This window comes from Mesorhizobium sp. MC2-1-1 (assembly GCF_057597255.1).
Genome location: NZ_CP195205.1, coordinates 45,279 through 62,383, shown reverse-complemented (window position 1 = coordinate 62,383; position 17,105 = coordinate 45,279). Strand labels below are relative to the sequence as shown.

15 protein-coding genes are annotated in these 17,105 nt (G+C 62.2%); 10 read left to right on the top strand and 5 right to left on the bottom strand.

The features are described 5' to 3' along the window. Window positions 1–26 precede the first annotated feature (26 nt). Window positions 27–932 (bottom strand): LysR family transcriptional regulator, encoded by a 906-nt coding sequence (locus ACR64R_RS00305; protein WP_487359714.1) that lies wholly within the window; start codon window positions 930–932, stop codon window positions 27–29. 141 nt (window positions 933–1,073) lie between these two features. On the opposite strand from ACR64R_RS00305, the gene ACR64R_RS00300 reads away from it, so the two are divergent. The 4 genes from ACR64R_RS00300 to ACR64R_RS00285 all read left to right on the top strand — a co-directional run bounded on the left by ACR64R_RS00300 (window position 1,074) and on the right by ACR64R_RS00285 (window position 5,605). Continuing rightward, a complete protein-coding gene (locus ACR64R_RS00300) occupies window positions 1,074–2,513 on the top strand; it encodes an aldehyde dehydrogenase family protein (RefSeq protein ID WP_487359713.1) in 1,440 nt (479 codons plus the stop codon). Window positions 2,514–2,698: 185 nt separating this feature from the next. Continuing rightward, window positions 2,699–3,781 carry an alanine racemase gene (locus tag ACR64R_RS00295; protein ID WP_487362582.1) on the top strand — a complete coding sequence of 361 codons (1,083 nt, stop codon included), beginning with the start codon at window positions 2,699–2,701 and terminating at the stop codon, window positions 3,779–3,781. Next, window positions 3,781–4,179: a RidA family protein gene (locus ACR64R_RS00290; protein ID WP_487359712.1), complete on the top strand. Its 399-nt coding sequence runs from the start codon at window positions 3,781–3,783 to the stop codon at window positions 4,177–4,179. The genes ACR64R_RS00295 and ACR64R_RS00290 overlap by 1 nt, the downstream gene beginning before the upstream one ends. 103 nt (window positions 4,180–4,282) lie before the next feature. Beyond that, a complete protein-coding gene (locus tag ACR64R_RS00285) occupies window positions 4,283–5,605 on the top strand; it encodes an NAD(P)/FAD-dependent oxidoreductase (protein ID WP_487359711.1) in 1,323 nt (440 codons plus the stop codon). 314 nt (window positions 5,606–5,919) lie between these two features. On the opposite strand, the gene ACR64R_RS00280 is transcribed toward ACR64R_RS00285, so the two are convergent. Next, window positions 5,920–7,206 (bottom strand): D-tagatose-bisphosphate aldolase, class II, non-catalytic subunit, encoded by a 1,287-nt coding sequence (locus ACR64R_RS00280; RefSeq protein ID WP_487359710.1) that lies wholly within the window; start codon window positions 7,204–7,206, stop codon window positions 5,920–5,922. Further along, on the bottom strand, window positions 7,203–8,150 hold the full coding sequence (locus tag ACR64R_RS00275; RefSeq protein WP_487359709.1) for a sugar kinase: 948 nt from the start codon (window positions 8,148–8,150) through the stop codon (window positions 7,203–7,205). The genes ACR64R_RS00280 and ACR64R_RS00275 overlap by 4 nt, the downstream gene beginning before the upstream one ends. 223 nt (window positions 8,151–8,373) lie before the next feature. Between ACR64R_RS00275 and ACR64R_RS00270 the strand changes: the two genes are divergently transcribed. Beyond that, the gene (locus tag ACR64R_RS00270; protein WP_487359708.1) at window positions 8,374–9,396 is read left to right on the top strand and encodes a LacI family DNA-binding transcriptional regulator; all 1,023 of its coding nucleotides are present in this window, start codon (window positions 8,374–8,376) and stop codon (window positions 9,394–9,396) included. Here the strand turns inward: ACR64R_RS00270 and ACR64R_RS00265 are convergent. Next, on the bottom strand, window positions 9,384–10,379 hold the full coding sequence (locus ACR64R_RS00265) for an alpha/beta hydrolase (protein ID WP_487359707.1): 996 nt from the start codon (window positions 10,377–10,379) through the stop codon (window positions 9,384–9,386). The genes ACR64R_RS00270 and ACR64R_RS00265 overlap by 13 nt on opposite strands. A gap of 14 nt (window positions 10,380–10,393) precedes the next feature. Continuing rightward, on the bottom strand, window positions 10,394–11,542 hold the full coding sequence (locus tag ACR64R_RS00260; protein ID WP_487359706.1) for a Gfo/Idh/MocA family protein: 1,149 nt from the start codon (window positions 11,540–11,542) through the stop codon (window positions 10,394–10,396). A gap of 178 nt (window positions 11,543–11,720) precedes the next feature. Between ACR64R_RS00260 and ACR64R_RS00255 the strand changes: the two genes are divergently transcribed. The 5 genes from ACR64R_RS00255 (at window position 11,721) to ACR64R_RS00235 (ending at window position 17,100) form a co-directional block, all read left to right on the top strand. After that, entirely contained in the window at window positions 11,721–12,521 is an 801-nt protein-coding gene (locus ACR64R_RS00255) for an aldolase (protein WP_487359705.1), read from the top strand. 3 nt (window positions 12,522–12,524) lie between these two features. Continuing rightward, complete coding sequence (locus ACR64R_RS00250; protein ID WP_487359704.1) at window positions 12,525–13,475, top strand: PfkB family carbohydrate kinase; 951 nt, start codon at window positions 12,525–12,527, stop codon at window positions 13,473–13,475. Window positions 13,476–13,564: 89 nt separating this feature from the next. Beyond that, window positions 13,565–14,710, top strand: a complete 1,146-nt coding sequence (locus tag ACR64R_RS00245; protein ID WP_487359703.1) for an ABC transporter ATP-binding protein — start codon at window positions 13,565–13,567, stop codon at window positions 14,708–14,710. A gap of 111 nt (window positions 14,711–14,821) precedes the next feature. Beyond that, the gene (locus ACR64R_RS00240) at window positions 14,822–16,069 is read left to right on the top strand and encodes an ABC transporter substrate-binding protein (RefSeq protein ID WP_487359702.1); all 1,248 of its coding nucleotides are present in this window, start codon (window positions 14,822–14,824) and stop codon (window positions 16,067–16,069) included. Window positions 16,070–16,203: 134 nt separating this feature from the next. After that, window positions 16,204–17,100 carry a carbohydrate ABC transporter permease gene (locus ACR64R_RS00235; RefSeq protein ID WP_487359701.1) on the top strand — a complete coding sequence of 299 codons (897 nt, stop codon included), beginning with the start codon at window positions 16,204–16,206 and terminating at the stop codon, window positions 17,098–17,100. Window positions 17,101–17,105: the final 5 nt, after the last annotated feature.

Sequence of the window (17,105 nt, the reverse complement as noted above, 5' to 3'; positions counted from 1 at the left end):
CAGAAGCCCGGCGGGAAACTGACATTTCAGCGACGCCATGGAGGCGAGTTCAGCCTCTCTCTGAGCGTTTGCAGGAATCCGTTCGTGCGGCGGCTGCGTCCTTGGCGGGCATGAAGCAGTGCAACCACGTCAGCCGACGGCGATGACCAAGTAGGGAGAATGCCCTGCAGTCGCCCCGCTGCCAAATCATCAGCCACATCCCATTCGCTTCGAACCATGACCCCAAGCCCGGCAAGGGCCCAGTCACGGACGATCTCTCCATCATTGCTCGACATGCACGGCTTTACCCGAACGGTGGTGCTGCCATGCTTGGAATGGGCAAAGCGCCATAGCGTTACGTCTTCATTGTTTTCTCGCAACGCCAGACATCGATGCTGTACGAGATCTTCCGGCTGGAGGATCGGCAAGCTATGCTGCAGATAGCCAGGGGATGCACACAGAATGCGCTCATTCGGGGCGAGCGTGGTCACCAGACGATCGCTCTCAGGCAGTGATCCGATATGCACGACGACGTCCCAGCTTTCGGACATCTGCCGTATCGGGCTTTCCGAGAGCTCCAACGTCACCAACACTTCGGAATGCTTCCTTACGAATTCCTGCACGATCGGCGCAATGTATCGCCTGCCAAAGCCATAGGGTGCCGCGACACGCAAATGTCCCCGCACCTTGCTGGTTCGGCTGGCCAGCCGCTCCGACAGATCCTCGATGGCTGCAATGATCGAAGCACCCTCTGAAGCGACCAGCTCACCCTCATCCGTGAGGCTGAGGCCACGCGACGTACGCTCGATGAGTCTCACTCCAATGCGATCCTCCAGGGCTCGCAGACGCTGCGTGACCGCGGGTGGGGTAACGTTGAGCCTCCGTGCAGCTTCCGCGAGCGAGGCCGCGCTCGCAACGACTTGGAAGAAGGTCAGATCATCCGTGGCTATCATTAAGATCGATGTTAATTGATGATATAGTATCGATTAATTGCGCTATTTACGACTTCGCATAATCTCCCCGATCAGGCAACGGCTGCCGATGAGCACCCTGACACGGCGTCGCTTTTTGGCCGGCGATGGGAGAACACATCAATGGGCATGCCGCGATGCGATCGGCTTTATCTCGATGGCGGCTGGAGGCTCCCCGCAAGGTCAGTCGCTGCGATCCCAATCGTTAGCCCGTCGACGGAAGAGGTAATCGGGTCTGTCGCTCGAGGCAGCGCCTTGGATGTCGACATCGCGGTTGCTGCCGCCCGGGGCGCGTTTGCGTCTTTTTCAGCGACATCACCGAACGAACGCATCAAGTTGCTCAAGCGGATTCTCACCCTTCTCGAAGATCGATTCGACGATCTGGCTGAGGCGATATGCCATGAGATGGGATCAGCCATCGCCTTTGTACGCGCCTCGCAGGTTCCTTTCGGGCTCGCTCATATCCGCGCCGCGATCGAGGTGCTGGAAGATTACAGCTTCATCAAGAAGCAGGGCACAACCGCGATCGCCAAGGAAGCGATTGGCGTCTGCGGTCTCATCACCCCATGGAATTGGCCGCTTTATCAGATCACAGCGAAGGTTTCCCCGGCACTCGCCGCCGGCTGCACCATCGTCCTCAAGCCCAGTGAACTTTCTCCCTTCAGCGCACAGCTGTTCGCGCAGATCATGCATGATGCCGGAACCCCGCCGGGCGTTTTCAACATGGTTACGGGCACCGGGGAAGAGGTTGGGGCCGCGCTTGCTTCCCACGCCGACGTCGACATGATCTCGATTACAGGCTCGACACGCGCCGGTGTGCTGGTCGCGCAGGCCGCAGCGCCCACGGTCAAGCGCGTAACCCAGGAATTGGGGGGTAAATCGCCCAACATCCTGCTCGACGACGCCGATTTGGAGCGGGTCGTACCTCTCGGTGTTGCCGCCGCGTTTCGCAATGTTGGCCAATCATGCAGCGCCCCGACGCGGATGGTTGTGCCCAGAAGACGACTTTCGCAGGTAGAAGAACTGGCCGCGACGGCGGCGGCTCAAATGACGGTCGGCAACCCGTTCGACAAAGCCACCGTCCTTGGGCCCGTCGCCAATCTTGCGCAGTTCGACAAGGTGCAAGCGATGATCGGCCTCGGAACCGCAGAGGGCGCCAAGCTCGTCTGCGGCGGCTCCGGGCGACCTGAAAGCCTTTCGAGGGGGTATTTCGTCAAGCCGACCATATTTTCCGAGGTGCGGCCGGGAATGCGTATCGCCCAGGAAGAGATCTTCGGACCGGTGCTTTGCCTCGTTCCCTATGAGGACGAGCATGAGGCAGTCCGTATCGCCAATGGCACGGTCTATGGCCTGGGGGCCCACGTTCAATCGAGCGATCTCGATCGTGCGCGTCGGGTAGCGGGAAAAATTCGTGCCGGTCAAGTGCATATCAATCATCCCGCATGGGACGGCTTTGCACCCTTCGGGGGATACAAGCAGTCGGGCAACGGGCGGGAGTACGGGGTTTTTGGTCTCGAGGAGTATCTCGAGACGAAAGCCATCCTGGGATATTTCCCGGCATGACTGGCCCGGATATGTGCCCAATCTCCTGCGCGCTTCGCCGGAGGGCAGCGCACCCGATCGTCGCACTCAACGCAAGGGAGCAACCGGTGAGTGAAGCAGAAACCCTGGACGCCACGCCGGACGAGAACACCGCAACACGTCTCGGCGATCTGGCAACGCCCTGCCTCATCCTCGATGCCGATCGCATGGACCGTAATATCGCTCGATTGCGCGAACGGCTTGCGTCTCTTGGGGTATCGTTGCGCCCCCATCTCAAGACCGCAAAGTCGGTCGAAATTGCCCGGCGCGTCATGACCGCGACAGAGGGGCCGGCCACCGTCTCCACTCTTAGGGAAGCACAGGTTTTCGCCGATGCTGGGGTCCTGGATATCATCTATGCCGTGGGCATCGCACCAGCGAAGCTAGCAAAAGTGATCGAGCTAAGAAGACAGGGTGTCGACCTTGCACTGGTTCTTGACACGGTCGAACAGGCGCAAGCGGTCGCCGCGGCATCGCGAGAAGCCGGCAACGCCATCCCTGCCCTGATTGAAATCGACTGTGACGGTCACCGGTCGGGTGTATTGCCCAACGACCGGGTTCGGCTGCTCGCAATTGCTGGAGCCTTGATGGATGGAGCAGATCTGCGCGGGGTTCTGACCCATGCCGGCGGCAGTTATGGTGTGCAGGGGCACGAGGCGCTGCAGCGTTGCGCCGAGAAAGAGCGGTGTGCTGTCGTCACCGCTGCCACCATCCTTCGAGACGCTGGCTTGCCCTGCCCCGTCGTCAGCGTCGGGTCAACCCCGACCGCCCATCATGCCGTCGACCTGACCGGCGTGACCGAAGTCCGCGCGGGCGTTTTCGTATTCTTCGACCTTGTGATGGCTGGCATCGGCATCTGCAAGATTGAGGATATTGCGATCTCCGTGTTGGCGACCGTCATCGGCCATCAGCATGAAAAAGGTTGGATCCTGATCGACGCCGGCTGGATGGCGATGTCGCGAGATCTTGGAACCGCCGGGCAGGAGGTCAATCATCGCTATGGCATCGTCTGCGACAGCAATGGCCGACCATTCGAAAATCTCATACTGGCAGATGCGAACCAGGAGCACGGCATCATCATGGTGCGTCCAGGCTCCGGGGCGGCCTTGCCCCCCCTCAGGATCGGCGACCGTGTTCGGATTTTGCCCAGCCACGCCTGCGCGACCGGAGCTCAGTTTCGCAGCTATCATGTCGTCCGCGGCGCCTGCGACATTGTCGAGGGTGAGTGGCAGCGCTTTGGAGGCTGGTAATGGACAGCAAGCCGCAAACCATCCTGACTGAGAACGCGCCGCCTCCGGCAGGCCACTATTCACAGGCAATCCGGTCGGGCAACAGCCTGTATATTTCAGGCCAGCTTCCGACCAGGGCTGACAAAGCGTCACTCGCTGACACAAGCTTCGAAATCCAGGCCCGCCAGACCATCGCCAACGTACTCACGATACTGGAGGCAGCTGGAGGCAAGCCGGACGACCTCTGCCGCGTGGCGGCCTATATCGTCGGCGTGCAGAACTGGCCTGAGTTCAATCGCGTCTATAGCGAGATGCTCGGTAGTGCGAAGCCCGCGCGCACGGTCATTCCTGTGCCTGAGTTGCACTATGGCTATCTGGTCGAGATGGACGCGATCGCGACCCTTCCGATGCAAAGGTGACCGCGCAAGCCAACGGAACATCTCCCATTGCTCTGTCGCACACAACGACGACCGCAAAGGCGCACCGATCGTCGTCCGGGTCAATCCAACAAGGTTCTTCCATATGTCTCCTGTCGTCCGCTCTGTCTCCAGCGATGAGGTTCTTCCCAAGGCAGTAGACGTCGTGGTCATAGGCGGTGGGATCATCGGTACCGCCTCGGCCTACTTTCTCGCAAAGCGTGGGTTCTCCGTAGCGTTGCTCGAAAAGGGCCATGTCGCATGCGAGCAATCAAGCCGCAGTTGGGGCTGGTGTCGGCAGCAGAACCGCGATCCTCGCGAAATGCCTCTTTCGCTCATCTCCATGCGGCTCTGGGCCAATTTGGCAACCGACATAGGTCAGGATCTGGGCTTCCGCCGCACCGGCCTCATCTACACCACCGACAACGCCGCCATGCTGGCATACTGGGAAGCTTGGCGGCCGACGGCGAAGGAGTTCGGCGTTGAAACTCATATGCTGAGCGCAGCTGAAGCCGGCAGACAGATTCCCCAAGCACGACGCAAGTGGTTGGGTGGATTGCACTCCGTGGCGGATGGCAAGGGTGAGCCTGCCATCGCCGCGCCGGCGCTTGCGGAAGGCGCCCGCGCGCTGGGCGCGACAATCCATCAGAACTGCGCGGCACGGAGCCTCGACGTCACCAATGGCAGGGTGACGGGGGTACATACCGAAAAGGGCTACATTCGCGCAGATGCCGTCCTATGCGCCGCCGGTGCCTGGGCTTCCGGCTTCATGCGCCGCCACGGGGTCATCTTCCCTCAGGCGAGCGTGAGACAAACAGTCGTCCGCTCAAAGCCGACGGTCAATGTCGGAGAGGTCCTCTATTGTCCCGATGTCGCGATGACGCGGCGGCTTGATGGCAGCTATACCATGGCCATCAGCGGCCGGGCCACTTTGGAAATAACGCCGCAGGGCATTCGCTTCGCCCGCGAGTTCTTGCCTCAATTTATCAAGCGCTTCAAGTCGGTGAAGTTGAGACTCGGCAGCTCGTTCTTCGGAGGCCCCGAGTCCCTGGGCGCGCTGTTCGGGAACGATGCGACCATTTTCGAGCGCAACCGCGTTCTCGATCCCGCTCCAAACCGACGGCTGGTCCAGGTGATTATGGACAATGTGCGCGGAACGTTTCCCCAACTGGCAGGCCTCGAAATCGATCACGCATGGGGCGCCTATGTCGATTGCACCCCAGACGCGATACCGGTGATATCCGGTATCGATACGCTTGGAGGGCTTTACCTGGCAGCCGGCTGCTCAGGTCACGGCTTCGGCCTTGGCCCTGGCGTAGGTTATCTTGCCGCGGAACTGATCACCAATGAGACGCCAAGCGTCGATCCGACCCCCTTCCGGTTCGCTCGGCTAATCGACGGCTCGATGATCAACGTCGGGCCGCTGTGAGGAGTCGCCCTGAGCGGTCGGCTTGGGATCGCATTGCGACCGACTGGCCTAGCGCCAGCACTCGAATTTTCGACCCCTCAGGATGGTAGGACAGTATAGGAGAAAGATGACGTCTGCTTGTAGGATGCGGCAGACTCCGTCGCACAGTCCGAAATGAAGGCGCAAAGATGCCGTCCACATTCGATACTCCCAAGTCGGCTTAAAGCCGTATGTATTGGCGCGCTTTACCCATAAGCAGCTGCAATTGAGGCTGGGGCGCGATCCAGAAAGTTCGAAAAGCTTCCAGAAACCCGGCCGAACTGGACTCTCTTTCGCTACGCGCTCGTTGCGCCGCGGTAGATGTCGAGGATGCGCGTGACGCTGCCTATGAGAAGCTCGTGCGCGGTCGGCCTGAACCGGCCGGCGGCGACACCATCTTCGAAGTGGCCGAGATACTGGCTGATCAGGGGGCGTGTGATTTCGCGCTCGCCAAGCGCGCCAAGCAGCGCCTCGCTGGCGCGCCGCGCTTCCGGCGCCCGCCAGTAGTAGCGGATGCGGTCGCTGAAGGAAAAATGCCTCTGCAGACGCTGCTCGTCGGGCGTGCCAGGGTAGTATTTTTGCCAGTTGCCGGGTGAGGCGAGCATCACGCGCTCCATCGCCGCCGGCAGGGTTTCGCGCGACGGATCGGGCGCCAGTTCGTCGGCGATGTGGCTCAGGCCATAGAGCGCCTCGCGCAGCGCGAAGGTCAGCCAGGGGCCGACCTTGAGGATGGCGAAACCATCGCGCACCAGCGTGCCCAGCGCTTCCGCCGATTGGTAATCGGTCGAGTGCGCTTCGAAGACGAATTGCGGCATGCGTTCCAGCACCGCGACCAGCTTGGTTGCCTTCTCCGCCTCATAGGCGATGATGTCGGCATTGCCGAATTCGACGCCGGGCTGGACGACCACGCCGATGGCGCGGGCGAAGGCCCGATCGAGGCCGAGGCGGGAAAAGGCCCGGCTGTGGACCTCGACCATGCGGAGTGCATCGGCGGGGTCGGTGACACGCATGTGCTCGAGCGCTTCGAGCGCGCCGCCGGGCACCGGCACCTCGGTACCGATGATGTAGACCGGCCTTTCACCGCCGGTACGCGCGGCCGCCGCCTCGGCAATCGCAGCAAGCTCGGCGGCGCGGGCGGCGATCGTTTCATCGGGGAGCGTAAGAGGATCGCCGCAACAGGCCATGCTGGTGTCGAGATGCAGCTTGGCGAAGCCGGCCTCGGCATAGGCACCGATCATCGCCTTCGCCTTTTGCATCGCGTCGTTGGCGGGCAGATGCTTCCAGGGATTAGGGCCGAGATGATCGCCACCGAGTATCAACCGGTCGAGCGGAAAGCCGGTGTTGGCGGCGTGTTTTTCGACGAAGGCACGGAAAGCGGCCGGCGTCATGCCGGTATAGCCGCCTTCGTGGTTGACCTGATTGCAGGTCGCCTCGATCAGCACATCGGCGCCATGCACCGCGCCGTGGCGCAGCGTCGCCTCGATTACCAGCGGATGCGCCGAACAGATCGAGGTAATGCCGCCCTTGCCACCAGCGGCGCGGCGCGCGGCGATGTTGGCAAAACGTGCGGTGGCGCCGCTCATGCGTGCGCCCCGGAGTTGGCGATGAAGGCCTCGACATCGGCGAGCCGATGAATGCCTTCCATCGGTCCCTTGCGGGTAACGGCAAGTGCGCCGCAGGCGTTGGCGACACGCAGGGCGTCGACAGGTGCAGCGCCACGCAACCACATCGAAACGAAAGCGGCGCCGAAGCAGTCCCCGGCTCCAGTCGGGTCGACTTCCTCGACCGGAAAAGCGGGCAAAGCGACCGCGCCCTGCCGGTCGTGATAGGCGGCGCCATCTGCGCCCTTCTTCAACACGATGCAGGAAATCCCTCGGCCCAGCAGATCATCGACTGCGCCGCTCTCGTCACCTGCCGAAGAGAACAGGAACAATTCGTTCCCGCTGGGCAGGAAGACGTCGGTTTCTGCCAGCACCTTGTCGAGCGCGGCGCGCATGCCGGAGGCCTGCAGGATCTCGCGGCGGATGTTGGGGTCGAAGGACACTGTTCCCCCGCGCGCTTTCAATGCGGTGACAGCGGCCAGCGCGACGTCGATGGCGCGCTCGGAAAACAGCGACGAGCCCATGACATGGACATGATCGGCGCCGGCAAGCAGACGCGTCGCCGCGTCGTCGATCTCCAGAAGGCCGGCGGCGCTGTTGCGGATGTTGAAGACGAAATGCCTGGAGGCATCGGCCCGATAAGTGACGAAGGCAGTTCCGGTGGCATGGCCCTTGTGGGACGCGATCGCCGAAACGTCGGCGCCGAGCGCTCGCAGCCGGTCAATGTTGAGCTGGCCAAAATCGTCCTCGCCGACGGCGCCGATGAGGCCTGCCGGCTGGCCAAGCGCGGCTGCCTGGCCAACGAAGATCGCCGGCGCGCCGGACGGAAAAGGGCCAGCCAGCGGTCCAGGCTCGAGAAAGCTCTGGCCGATGCGTTCTGCCATGATCTCGACCAGGATTTCGCCGGCGCAGACGAGCTTCTTCATCTATGTCCCCGCATTCAAGCGCGCGGCGTATGATCTTCAAGACGGATACGATCTGTGATTCTTCACGTCAATTAATAAATTTACGCATGCAATAATTTTTGTCGACGCGTTGATAACTCGCAGGGCTTCCTGTAAAATTTGAACTTGCAGTCACGCTCCGGCGCACCGTAAGGAAAGCGTCGGGACAGCTCATGGGCCCATAATCCATGCTGCGAGGGTTTGAATGGCGATGACGCACAAGACGATGGAGGATTTCGCCCGTTCGTGCGGCGTGTCCCGGCCAACGCTCTCCAAATATTTCGACGATCCGACCAGCGTCAAGCCGGCCACGCGCAAGCGCATCGAAGAAGCGCTGCGCTCGTCCGATTACCAGCCTAATCTGTTTGCGCGGAACCTCAACCGCAAGCGCACGCGCAGCATCGGCATTGTCGTGCCGACTTTGACCGATCCGTTCTATTCGGAGATGGTCAGCCGCATCGAGCTCCGGCTGCGCGACGAAGGCTATTGGCCGATCGTCATCTCCTCGCATGGCTCCACCGAGCTCGAGGTCGAGGCGACGCGGACCATCCTGTCCCTGAAGGTCTCGGGCGCGCTCGTTGCGCCGCTCGGGCGGCGTTCCGACCATCGCACGCTGGAAAAGCTGACGCAGGCGATCCCGATAGTCTATTTCGACAGCTATCTTGAGGGCCACACGCCCTTCGTCGGCAACAACAACACGCAGAGCGTCGCGACCATCGTCGACTATCTCTGCCGCTCTGGCGACGCGCCGGTCTATTTCGACATCCCGCACGTCAACCACAATTCGCCCGAACGGCTGAGCAGCTATGTCGCCTCGATGAAACGACTCGGGCATGAACCCATCGTCATCGGCAACACCAAGGACTACACTTGGGATTTCGAGCGGATCGGCTACGAGCAGACGGAAAGAATGCTTGGCAATGGCGACCTGCCGGGCAAAACCATCCTTTGCAACAACGATCGCCTGGCCTTCGGCCTGATGGCGGCGGCCTTCTCCCGGGGGCTCAAGGTCGGCCGCAAGGCGGATTGCGACCTGCGCGTCGCCGCCCATGACGACCATCCGCTGAGCCGCTACGCATGCCCTGGCCTCACCACCATGGCGCAGGATTTCGCGGCCATGGCCGGCCGCAGCGTCGAAACGCTGCTTGCCCTGCTCAACGAAGACGGGACGGTGGTCGCGCCCAAGGTCAAACTCGACGCGACGCTGGTGATGCGTCAGTCGGCCTGATCTTTGGCGAAGGTGCGATCGAAGCCACGCCATGCGGCAACCGCCGCCTCGACCGCCTGTCGTGATGCCGGCCCGTGGCGGCCCATCGAGACGAAGCCATGGATCTGGCCCGGCCAGCGCCTGAGCACGACCGGCACTCCGGCGTCCTGTAGGCGCCCGGCATACGCTTCGCCCTCGTCGGCGAGGATGTCATGACCGGCGATGGCGATAAAGGCGGGAGCAGCGCCTGCAAGGTTTGCCGCCTTGAGCGGCGAGACGCGCCAATCGCCGATGTCGGCCGCCTTGCGGATATAGTGATCGCGGAACCAGGCCATGGTCGTGGCGGTCAGGCCAAAGCCTTCGGCGAAGCGACGGTAACTGTCGGCCGTCTGTGCGGCATCGGTGTTGGGATAGAGCAGCAGTTGCGCCGTCAGCGGATGGTCGTCGTCGCGCGCGAGCAGGCTGACCACAGCGGCCAGATTGCCGCCGGCGCTGTCGCCGGCGACGGCGATGCGTTTCACGCTGACACCGAGATCGGCGGCATGATCCTGCATGAATGACAGCACGGCGCGGCAGTCTTCCACGGCAGCCGGAAATTTGTGATCCGGCGCCAGCCGGTAATCAGGCGACACGACCAGGCAAGCCGCGATGTTGGCGAACCATCGGCAGATCTCGTCATGCGAATCGAGATTGCCGATTACCCAGCCCCCGCCATGCAGATAGAGCAGTGCTGGAGCAACGGCATCAGGCGCGCCCTGCCCGCGATAGATCCTCAGCGTCAGCGGGCCACCCGGTCCGGCGATTGTGCGCTCGGTGACCGAGGCCACCGGCTCGCGATCGCCTTGCATATCTGGAAGACCGTCTACATAGGCACGGCGCGCCTGTTCCGGCGTGCCGGCCTCGAAGGCCGGCCCGTTCGCCCGGCGGCCGACATCGAGAACACGCCGCGCCTGCGGATCAAGCGTGGTCGAGGATTGTGGTTCCATCCGTGGCGATGTCGTCATTGGCGGACCTCCTGTCAGGCCAGCAAACTCGCCGCCTCGTCCTCGCCGAGCAGCGGCGGCTGGTCGACCGTGCCGTTGATCGCGACGGAACCGCGGCTTTCGCCCGAGACAAGGATCGCTTCCATGATCTCCAGCACGTGCAGCGCGAGTTCGCCCGACGCCCGCGGCTTCCTGCCTTCCGACGCCGAGCGTGCCAGGTCCGCCACACCGAGCATGCGGTAGTTGGCGCGGTCGGGCGCAGCAAAGGGCCAATTGCGCGCGCCGTAGAGTTCTCTCTCGCTTTCGAAGTCTTTCCAGTCGGCGCCACGCGCCGAGAGCGAGACCGTGCCGCCAAACGTGTCCGGGTCGGGCAACCTGAGCGAGCCCTCGGTGCCGTGCAATTCGATCGGATGGTTCGAGTGTCTGAAAACGTCCCAGGAGGCGCCGAAGGTGACGGTGGCGCCGGAGCGGAATTCCAGGAGCGACAGGATGTTGGTGGGCGTGCCGACCTTGAAGCTGGTGTTCTTGTAGGGTCCCTCAGCAGTGATCAGGCGCTCGTCCTGGCCGCGCGACGTCATCGCCATGACGCGGGCGACCGGGCCGAGCAGGTTGACGAGCGTGGTCAGGTAATAGGGGCCCATGTCGAAGACCGGCCCACCGCCAGGCTGGTAGTAGAATTGCGGATTGGGATGCCAGTGCTCCATGCCGCGGCCCATCATGAAGGCGGTGCCGGTCACGGCGCGGCCGATCGCGCCCTCGTCCATCAGCCGGCGCGCCCTTCGTCCGGCAGCGCCGAGGAAGGTGTCAGGGGCCGAACCGAGCAACAACCCACGCTTTGCCGCCTCGTCGACCAGCCGGCGGCCATCGGCGGCGGACGTCGCCAGAGGCTTTTCGGTGAATACGTGCTTGCCGGCTGACAGCGCCGAAAACGAGATGTCGAAATGCGCCGCCGGTATCGTCAAATTGAGAACGAGGTCGATGTCGGGATCGGCCAGCAGCGCGTCGACGCCGAGTGCACGGATGCCATATTCCTTGGCACGGAGCGCGGCCATGTCGGCTGAAATGTCGGCACAGGCGCGCAGCTCGACCCCGCCGAATAGGCTCGCATTGCGCAGATAGGTCATCGAGATGTTGCCGCATCCGATGACGCCGATGCCCAGCTTCGTCTTTGATTTTCCGTGCATTTCAGATCTTACCTCCCAACGCGGCCATGGCCCGGCCGCCCCGTTGCGCCAGCAATGGATCACAGCCGGAAGCCGCTATACAACATTTTAATTCTTGACGCGCGTAAATTTTTTATAGAGCATGTGAAAACGCTGAGCACCGGGATCTTGAAAAACAAACGAACGGGATTTTGACCTGATGAGCCTAGGAACCAAAGTTCGTCTTGCGCGCCTCTTCTCGCATCCATCGGGGAATCTTTTTGGCGGCGCGGTCGACCACTTCGTCGGCTATGGCGACGTGCGCAAAGGTGGTCTTGCCGACCTGCCGGGCGCGCTCGCACGCGTCATGGCGGGCAAACCCGACTATGTCAGCATCCAGCCCGGCACCGCGCGCCATCTGTGGCCGCAATATGCGGGCAAGGCTTGTCTGGTGATTCAGGCGGGCTGCTTCACTCCGGACGATCGCATCAGCGAGTTGATCGCAACGCCAGAGGACGCGGTGCGGGCTGGCGCCGACGCGTTGGCCGTGGCCATTCCGGTGCGCGGCGCGACCGAGGGCAAATACATACGCTGGCTGACCGATTCGGTGAATGCGGCTTCCCGCTACGGCATGCCAGTGGTGGCGCATATCTATCCGCGCGATTTCACCGACGGGGCGAAGATCGTCTTTACCCCCGACGAGATCGCGTATGCGGCGCGGATCGGCTACGAGTCCGGCGTCGACGTCATCAAGATCGGCTACACGGGCGACTTCGAGTCGTTCCGGGAGACCGTTCGGACCTGCCCGGTGCCGGTCGTGATCGCGGGCGGGCCGAAGACCGATACGCTGCTCGGCGCGCTTCAGCAGACGGCGGATGCCATCCGTGCCGGCGCGCGCGGCGCCGTGGTAGGTCGCAATCTCTGGGGACATGGCGATCCTCAGAAGGCGGCGCTTGCTTTCCGAGGTGTCATCCATGACGGCCTTTCGGCGCAGGAAGCGCTTGCAAAGGCAGGCGCCTGAACGATGCCCGCCGTCCCCTCCATCCTCGGCTTCGGCGCCATTGCGATCGACGACATCGCCTATGTCGACCGGCCGTTGTCGGCGGGCAAGGGGAAGGTTCTGCAAAGCACGCGCGCTTTCGGCGGAAATGTTGCGACGGCTCTTGCCGCCGTCGCGCGGCTCGGCGGAAACGCCGGATTCATTGGCTGGCTTAGCGATGCCGCGGACGACGCAGTGCTGTGCGATCTCATTGAGAGCGGTGTCGAAACCGCATTCGCGCCACGCCACCCGGATGCCCGCCCGGTGCGCTCGCGGATCACCGTCGGTTCGGATGGGGACCGGTTCATAGCCTATGACGACGACGCGATGCTGGGCACCGCGCCGGACTTTCCGGACGAGGTCCTCAGCCGCGCGGCCGTGCTGATTGTCGACGGCTATGCGATCCGGTCGCTGGATGTCGTGGCCCGGGGTCGCGAGCTCGGCCTGGCGATCCTCGGCGATATCGAATGGAGCGGCGGCCCGTCCACGGAGAGACTGATCGCGCTTTGCGACCATCTCATTCTTCCGCTCGGCTTTGCGCGGACCGCCACGGGGTGCCGCTCGCCCGCCGAGATGCTCGACGCATTGTGGTCGCCGTCCCGGTCCGCCGTGGTTCTGACCGATAGCGGCAGGGGCGTCTATTATCGCGGACGCGACGAGACGGGGCTCTGGCACCTACCTTCGCACCGGGTTGCCGTCGTCGACTCGACCGGCGCGGGCGACTGCTTCCACGGCGCTTATGCCCATGCACTGACGCGCGGCGCCGACACCGCGGGACGGGTCGCATTCGCGGCTGCGGCCGCAGCCTTGTCGGTTACGGGTCATGGCGGGCGCGAGGCGCTTCCGAACGAAAATCAGGTCATGCAACTCCTGGCTTCGGCGAACGCTCCGTCGGCAGCCGAACTGAAGCATGCGCGGCTCGATACCGGAACCTAGAGCGGACCTTGTCCGAGGAAACATTCGCAAGCGTATACAGGCCGAGAACAACGACAAAATCAGCGGCTTAGACTTGTGGAGGGAGGAAGATGGCAGAAGTCGTTCTTGAGAATATCTGCAAGACCTACGGGAACAATTTTCACGCGATCGACCAGTTGAACCTGTCGGTCGAGGACGGCGAGTTCCTGATCCTCGTCGGGCCGTCCGGGTGCGGCAAATCCACCGCGTTGCGAATGATCGCGGGATTGGAGGACGTCACAAGCGGCAGCCTCCGGATCGGCGGCGTAGACGTCGTCGACATGCCGCCCAAGGACCGCGACATCGCGATGGTGTTCCAGAGCTACGCGCTCTACCCGCATATGACGGTATTCGAAAACATCGCCTTTTCGATGCGGTTGGCCGGCAAGCCGAAGGCCGAGCGCAAGAAGCGCGTGGACGAGATCGCCAAGACGCTTCAGCTGACGTCGCTGCTGGACAGCAAGCCAGCCAACCTGTCAGGCGGACAGCGTCAACGGGTTGCCATGGGACGCGCCATGGTGCGCGAGCCGGCCGCCTTTCTGATGGACGAGCCGCTTTCCAACCTGGACGCGAAGCTGCGCGTGCAAATGCGCGCCGAAATCACCAGCCTGCAAAAGCAGCTGGGCGTCACAACCATCTACGTCACTCACGACCAGACTGAAGCTATGACGATGGGCGACAGAGTCGCGGTGTTGAAGGGGGGCGTGCTGCAGCAGGTCGACACACCCAAGCGGCTCTATGAATCACCGGTGAACGCCTTCGTCGCCGGCTTCATCGGCTCTCCATCGATGAACCTTTTCGAGGCAACGCTGGCGGGCACCGAGTTGATGTCCGGCGCCTTCGCCATCCGGCTTCAGGATGCGGCTTTCGTGCGCAGGCCAAGCTTGAAATCGTATGTCGGGCGCAAGGTCGTGTTCGGAATCCGGCCGGAGGACCTCTACGACAGCAGCCTCGAATCCGGCCGCAAATACCAGACGATACCGGCAAAGGTGACCTCGATCGAAGAACTCGGGTCCGAACATATCGTCCATCTCAACATCGACGCGGTCCAGGTGGACTCCGGCGACCCGGACGCGGTCAAGGATTTCGGCTTGGCGTCGAACGCGGTGGCGAAATTCGAACCGGTCAGCGAAGTCCGGTCCGGCTCGGAAATCCGGTTGGCCCTGGATGATACCAAGCTTCATTTCTTCGATCCCGAGACGCATCTGGCGATCTGAAGATTTGCGGCAAGGCCCGCAGGCGGGAGCGAGGCGCCTGCGAAAGAAGGCTTCTGAATAAACCAGACGATCGTCCGCATTGTGCGGCCGATCTTAAAGAAGGAGGAGAAGATGACGTTTCGAATAAGACCCGCGATGCTGAAAATAGCCGCGGCCGCATGGTTGCTTGGCGCAACCGGCGCGATGGCGGACACGACGCTGGAATTCACCCAATGGTGGGAGCCAGAGCTGCCCGCAGGCTCCTTGCGGAAGATCATGGATGATTTCGAGGCTGCGAATCCCGGAATCAAGGTGACGCTGGTAAGCGGCCCCTATGCGACCACGCGAGATCAGATCTCGGTTGGCGCCGCGACCGGAACGCTCAGCGACGTCGTCGGTCTCGACGGCGCCTGGGTGAACAATCTGAACGCGCAGAATGCGCTCGCCGACATGAACCCGATGATGGATGCGAGCAAGTTCGACAAAACCCAGGTCGCCGATATCATCAAGGTGGACGGCAAGGCGGTGATGTTCCCGGTCGCTTCGTTCGTCTATCCGGTCTTCGTGAATTTGGACCTCGCCGCCCAGGCCGGCGTGACCAAGCTGCCGTCCACCCGGGCGGAGTTTCTCGAAGCCGCCAAAAAGATGACCCATGCCGACAAGAACCAGTATGGCTGGGTGTTGCCGCTCTCGTTGCAAACGCCGTCCGGGGTCCAGAACGACATGATGTCTTGGGTCTGGGCTTCGGGTCAGTCGATGATGGCGAACGGCAAGCCGGCTCTCGAGGCCAAGCCGGTCGTCGATATGCTTACTTTCGTCAAATCGCTCAACGACGCCGGCACCATCTCGCCCGGCATCGCCACCAAGACCGAACAGGAAAAGGTCGAGGAATTCGTCAACGACCGCGTCGGGATGATGATCGACTCGCTCGCGCATGTGAATCTCATCCGCAAGCGCAATCCCAAGCTGAACTTCGACTTGATCCCGGTCCCGGTGGTGGACGGCTACACCGGCAAGCGCGGCCTTCCCTATGCCTCATGGGGCATCGGCATCTCCGCCGGCTCGAAGCATCAGGAGGAAGCCTGGAAACTCGTGCAATATCTGATGAGTGAAAAGGTGAACGCCAAGCTCGTATCGCTTGCGAATGCCTTCCCGGGCAATGTCAACGCCAAGCCCGATTTCGTGACCTCCGACAAGGCTTTCGGCAAGGCTTTCGAAATCTTCAAGACCGGTTATCTCGCCAACGAGTTCACGGGTCTGCCGGTGGCTGAGGACCTGATGACCCAGTTCGACGTGCAAGCCCAGAAGATGCTTGCGGGCGAGCAGTCTCCGGAACAAGCCGCGGCCAATGCTCAAAAGGGCTGGATGGCGAAATTCTGATCCTGTTCCCGTTTGCTATTTTCGACCGGGTGGCCTGACTTCGGCCGGCCACCCGGCAACAACGGATCGGCAATCTGAGATGAATTTGTTTTTGACGCTCACCTTCTCTTGAAGGCGTATCCCAAGGTTGGCACATGACCCGGCAGAAGCGCTCCCACCACAAGCTGAAACGAGCGGTCGCACCCTATCTCTACCTGTCGCCCTCGCTCATCATCATCGGCCTTCTGATGCTGCTGCCGATGGTGACGGTGGTCGCTTACTCGTTCCAGAACAGCGCGGTGCTGCGTCGCGACCCGTCCTTTGCCGGACTGAAACACTACCAGGCGATCTACGACGATCCGGTGTTCTGGGCCTCGCTGTGGCACACGCTCTACTTCACCTGCATGAGCGTCGTTTTCCACATGACCATCGGCATGATCTTCGCGCTCATGCTGAACAGCGACCGCATCAATCCGACGCTGCGCAATATCCTGCGCGTGCTCTACATATTGCCCTGGCTGTTCACCGCGGTGATCATCGCCGTGATATGGCGCCTCCTGCTCGAGCCGAACGGCGTGGTCAACAGCATCCTCATGCAGCTGGGCATCATCGGTTCCAAGGTCGAGTGGTTTTCCTCGCCCGAGACCGCGCTGCATGCCGTCACCTTCGCCAATATCTGGGCGGGCTACCCGCTCTTCATGGTCAGCCTGCTCGCCGGCCTGCAGGGCATTCCCAAGGATTTCTACGAGGCCGCCGACATCGACGGGGCGAAGGGCTACCAGAAGCTGATTTTCATCACCATCCCGCAACTGATGCCTATCATCATCAGCATCTCGCTGCTCGACTTCATCTGGACCATGCAGGTATTCCCGTTGATCTGGATAACGACTGGCGGCGGTCCGATCTACTCGACCGAGGTGCTCAGCACCTACACCTACAAGCTGGCGTTCTCGAGCTACAACCTGTCTCAGGCGTCGGCGAGCGCCGTGGTCATCCTGCTGATCTCTCTCGGCCTGACGCTATTCTATATCCGTTATCAAAAGGCCCGGTAGTCGCC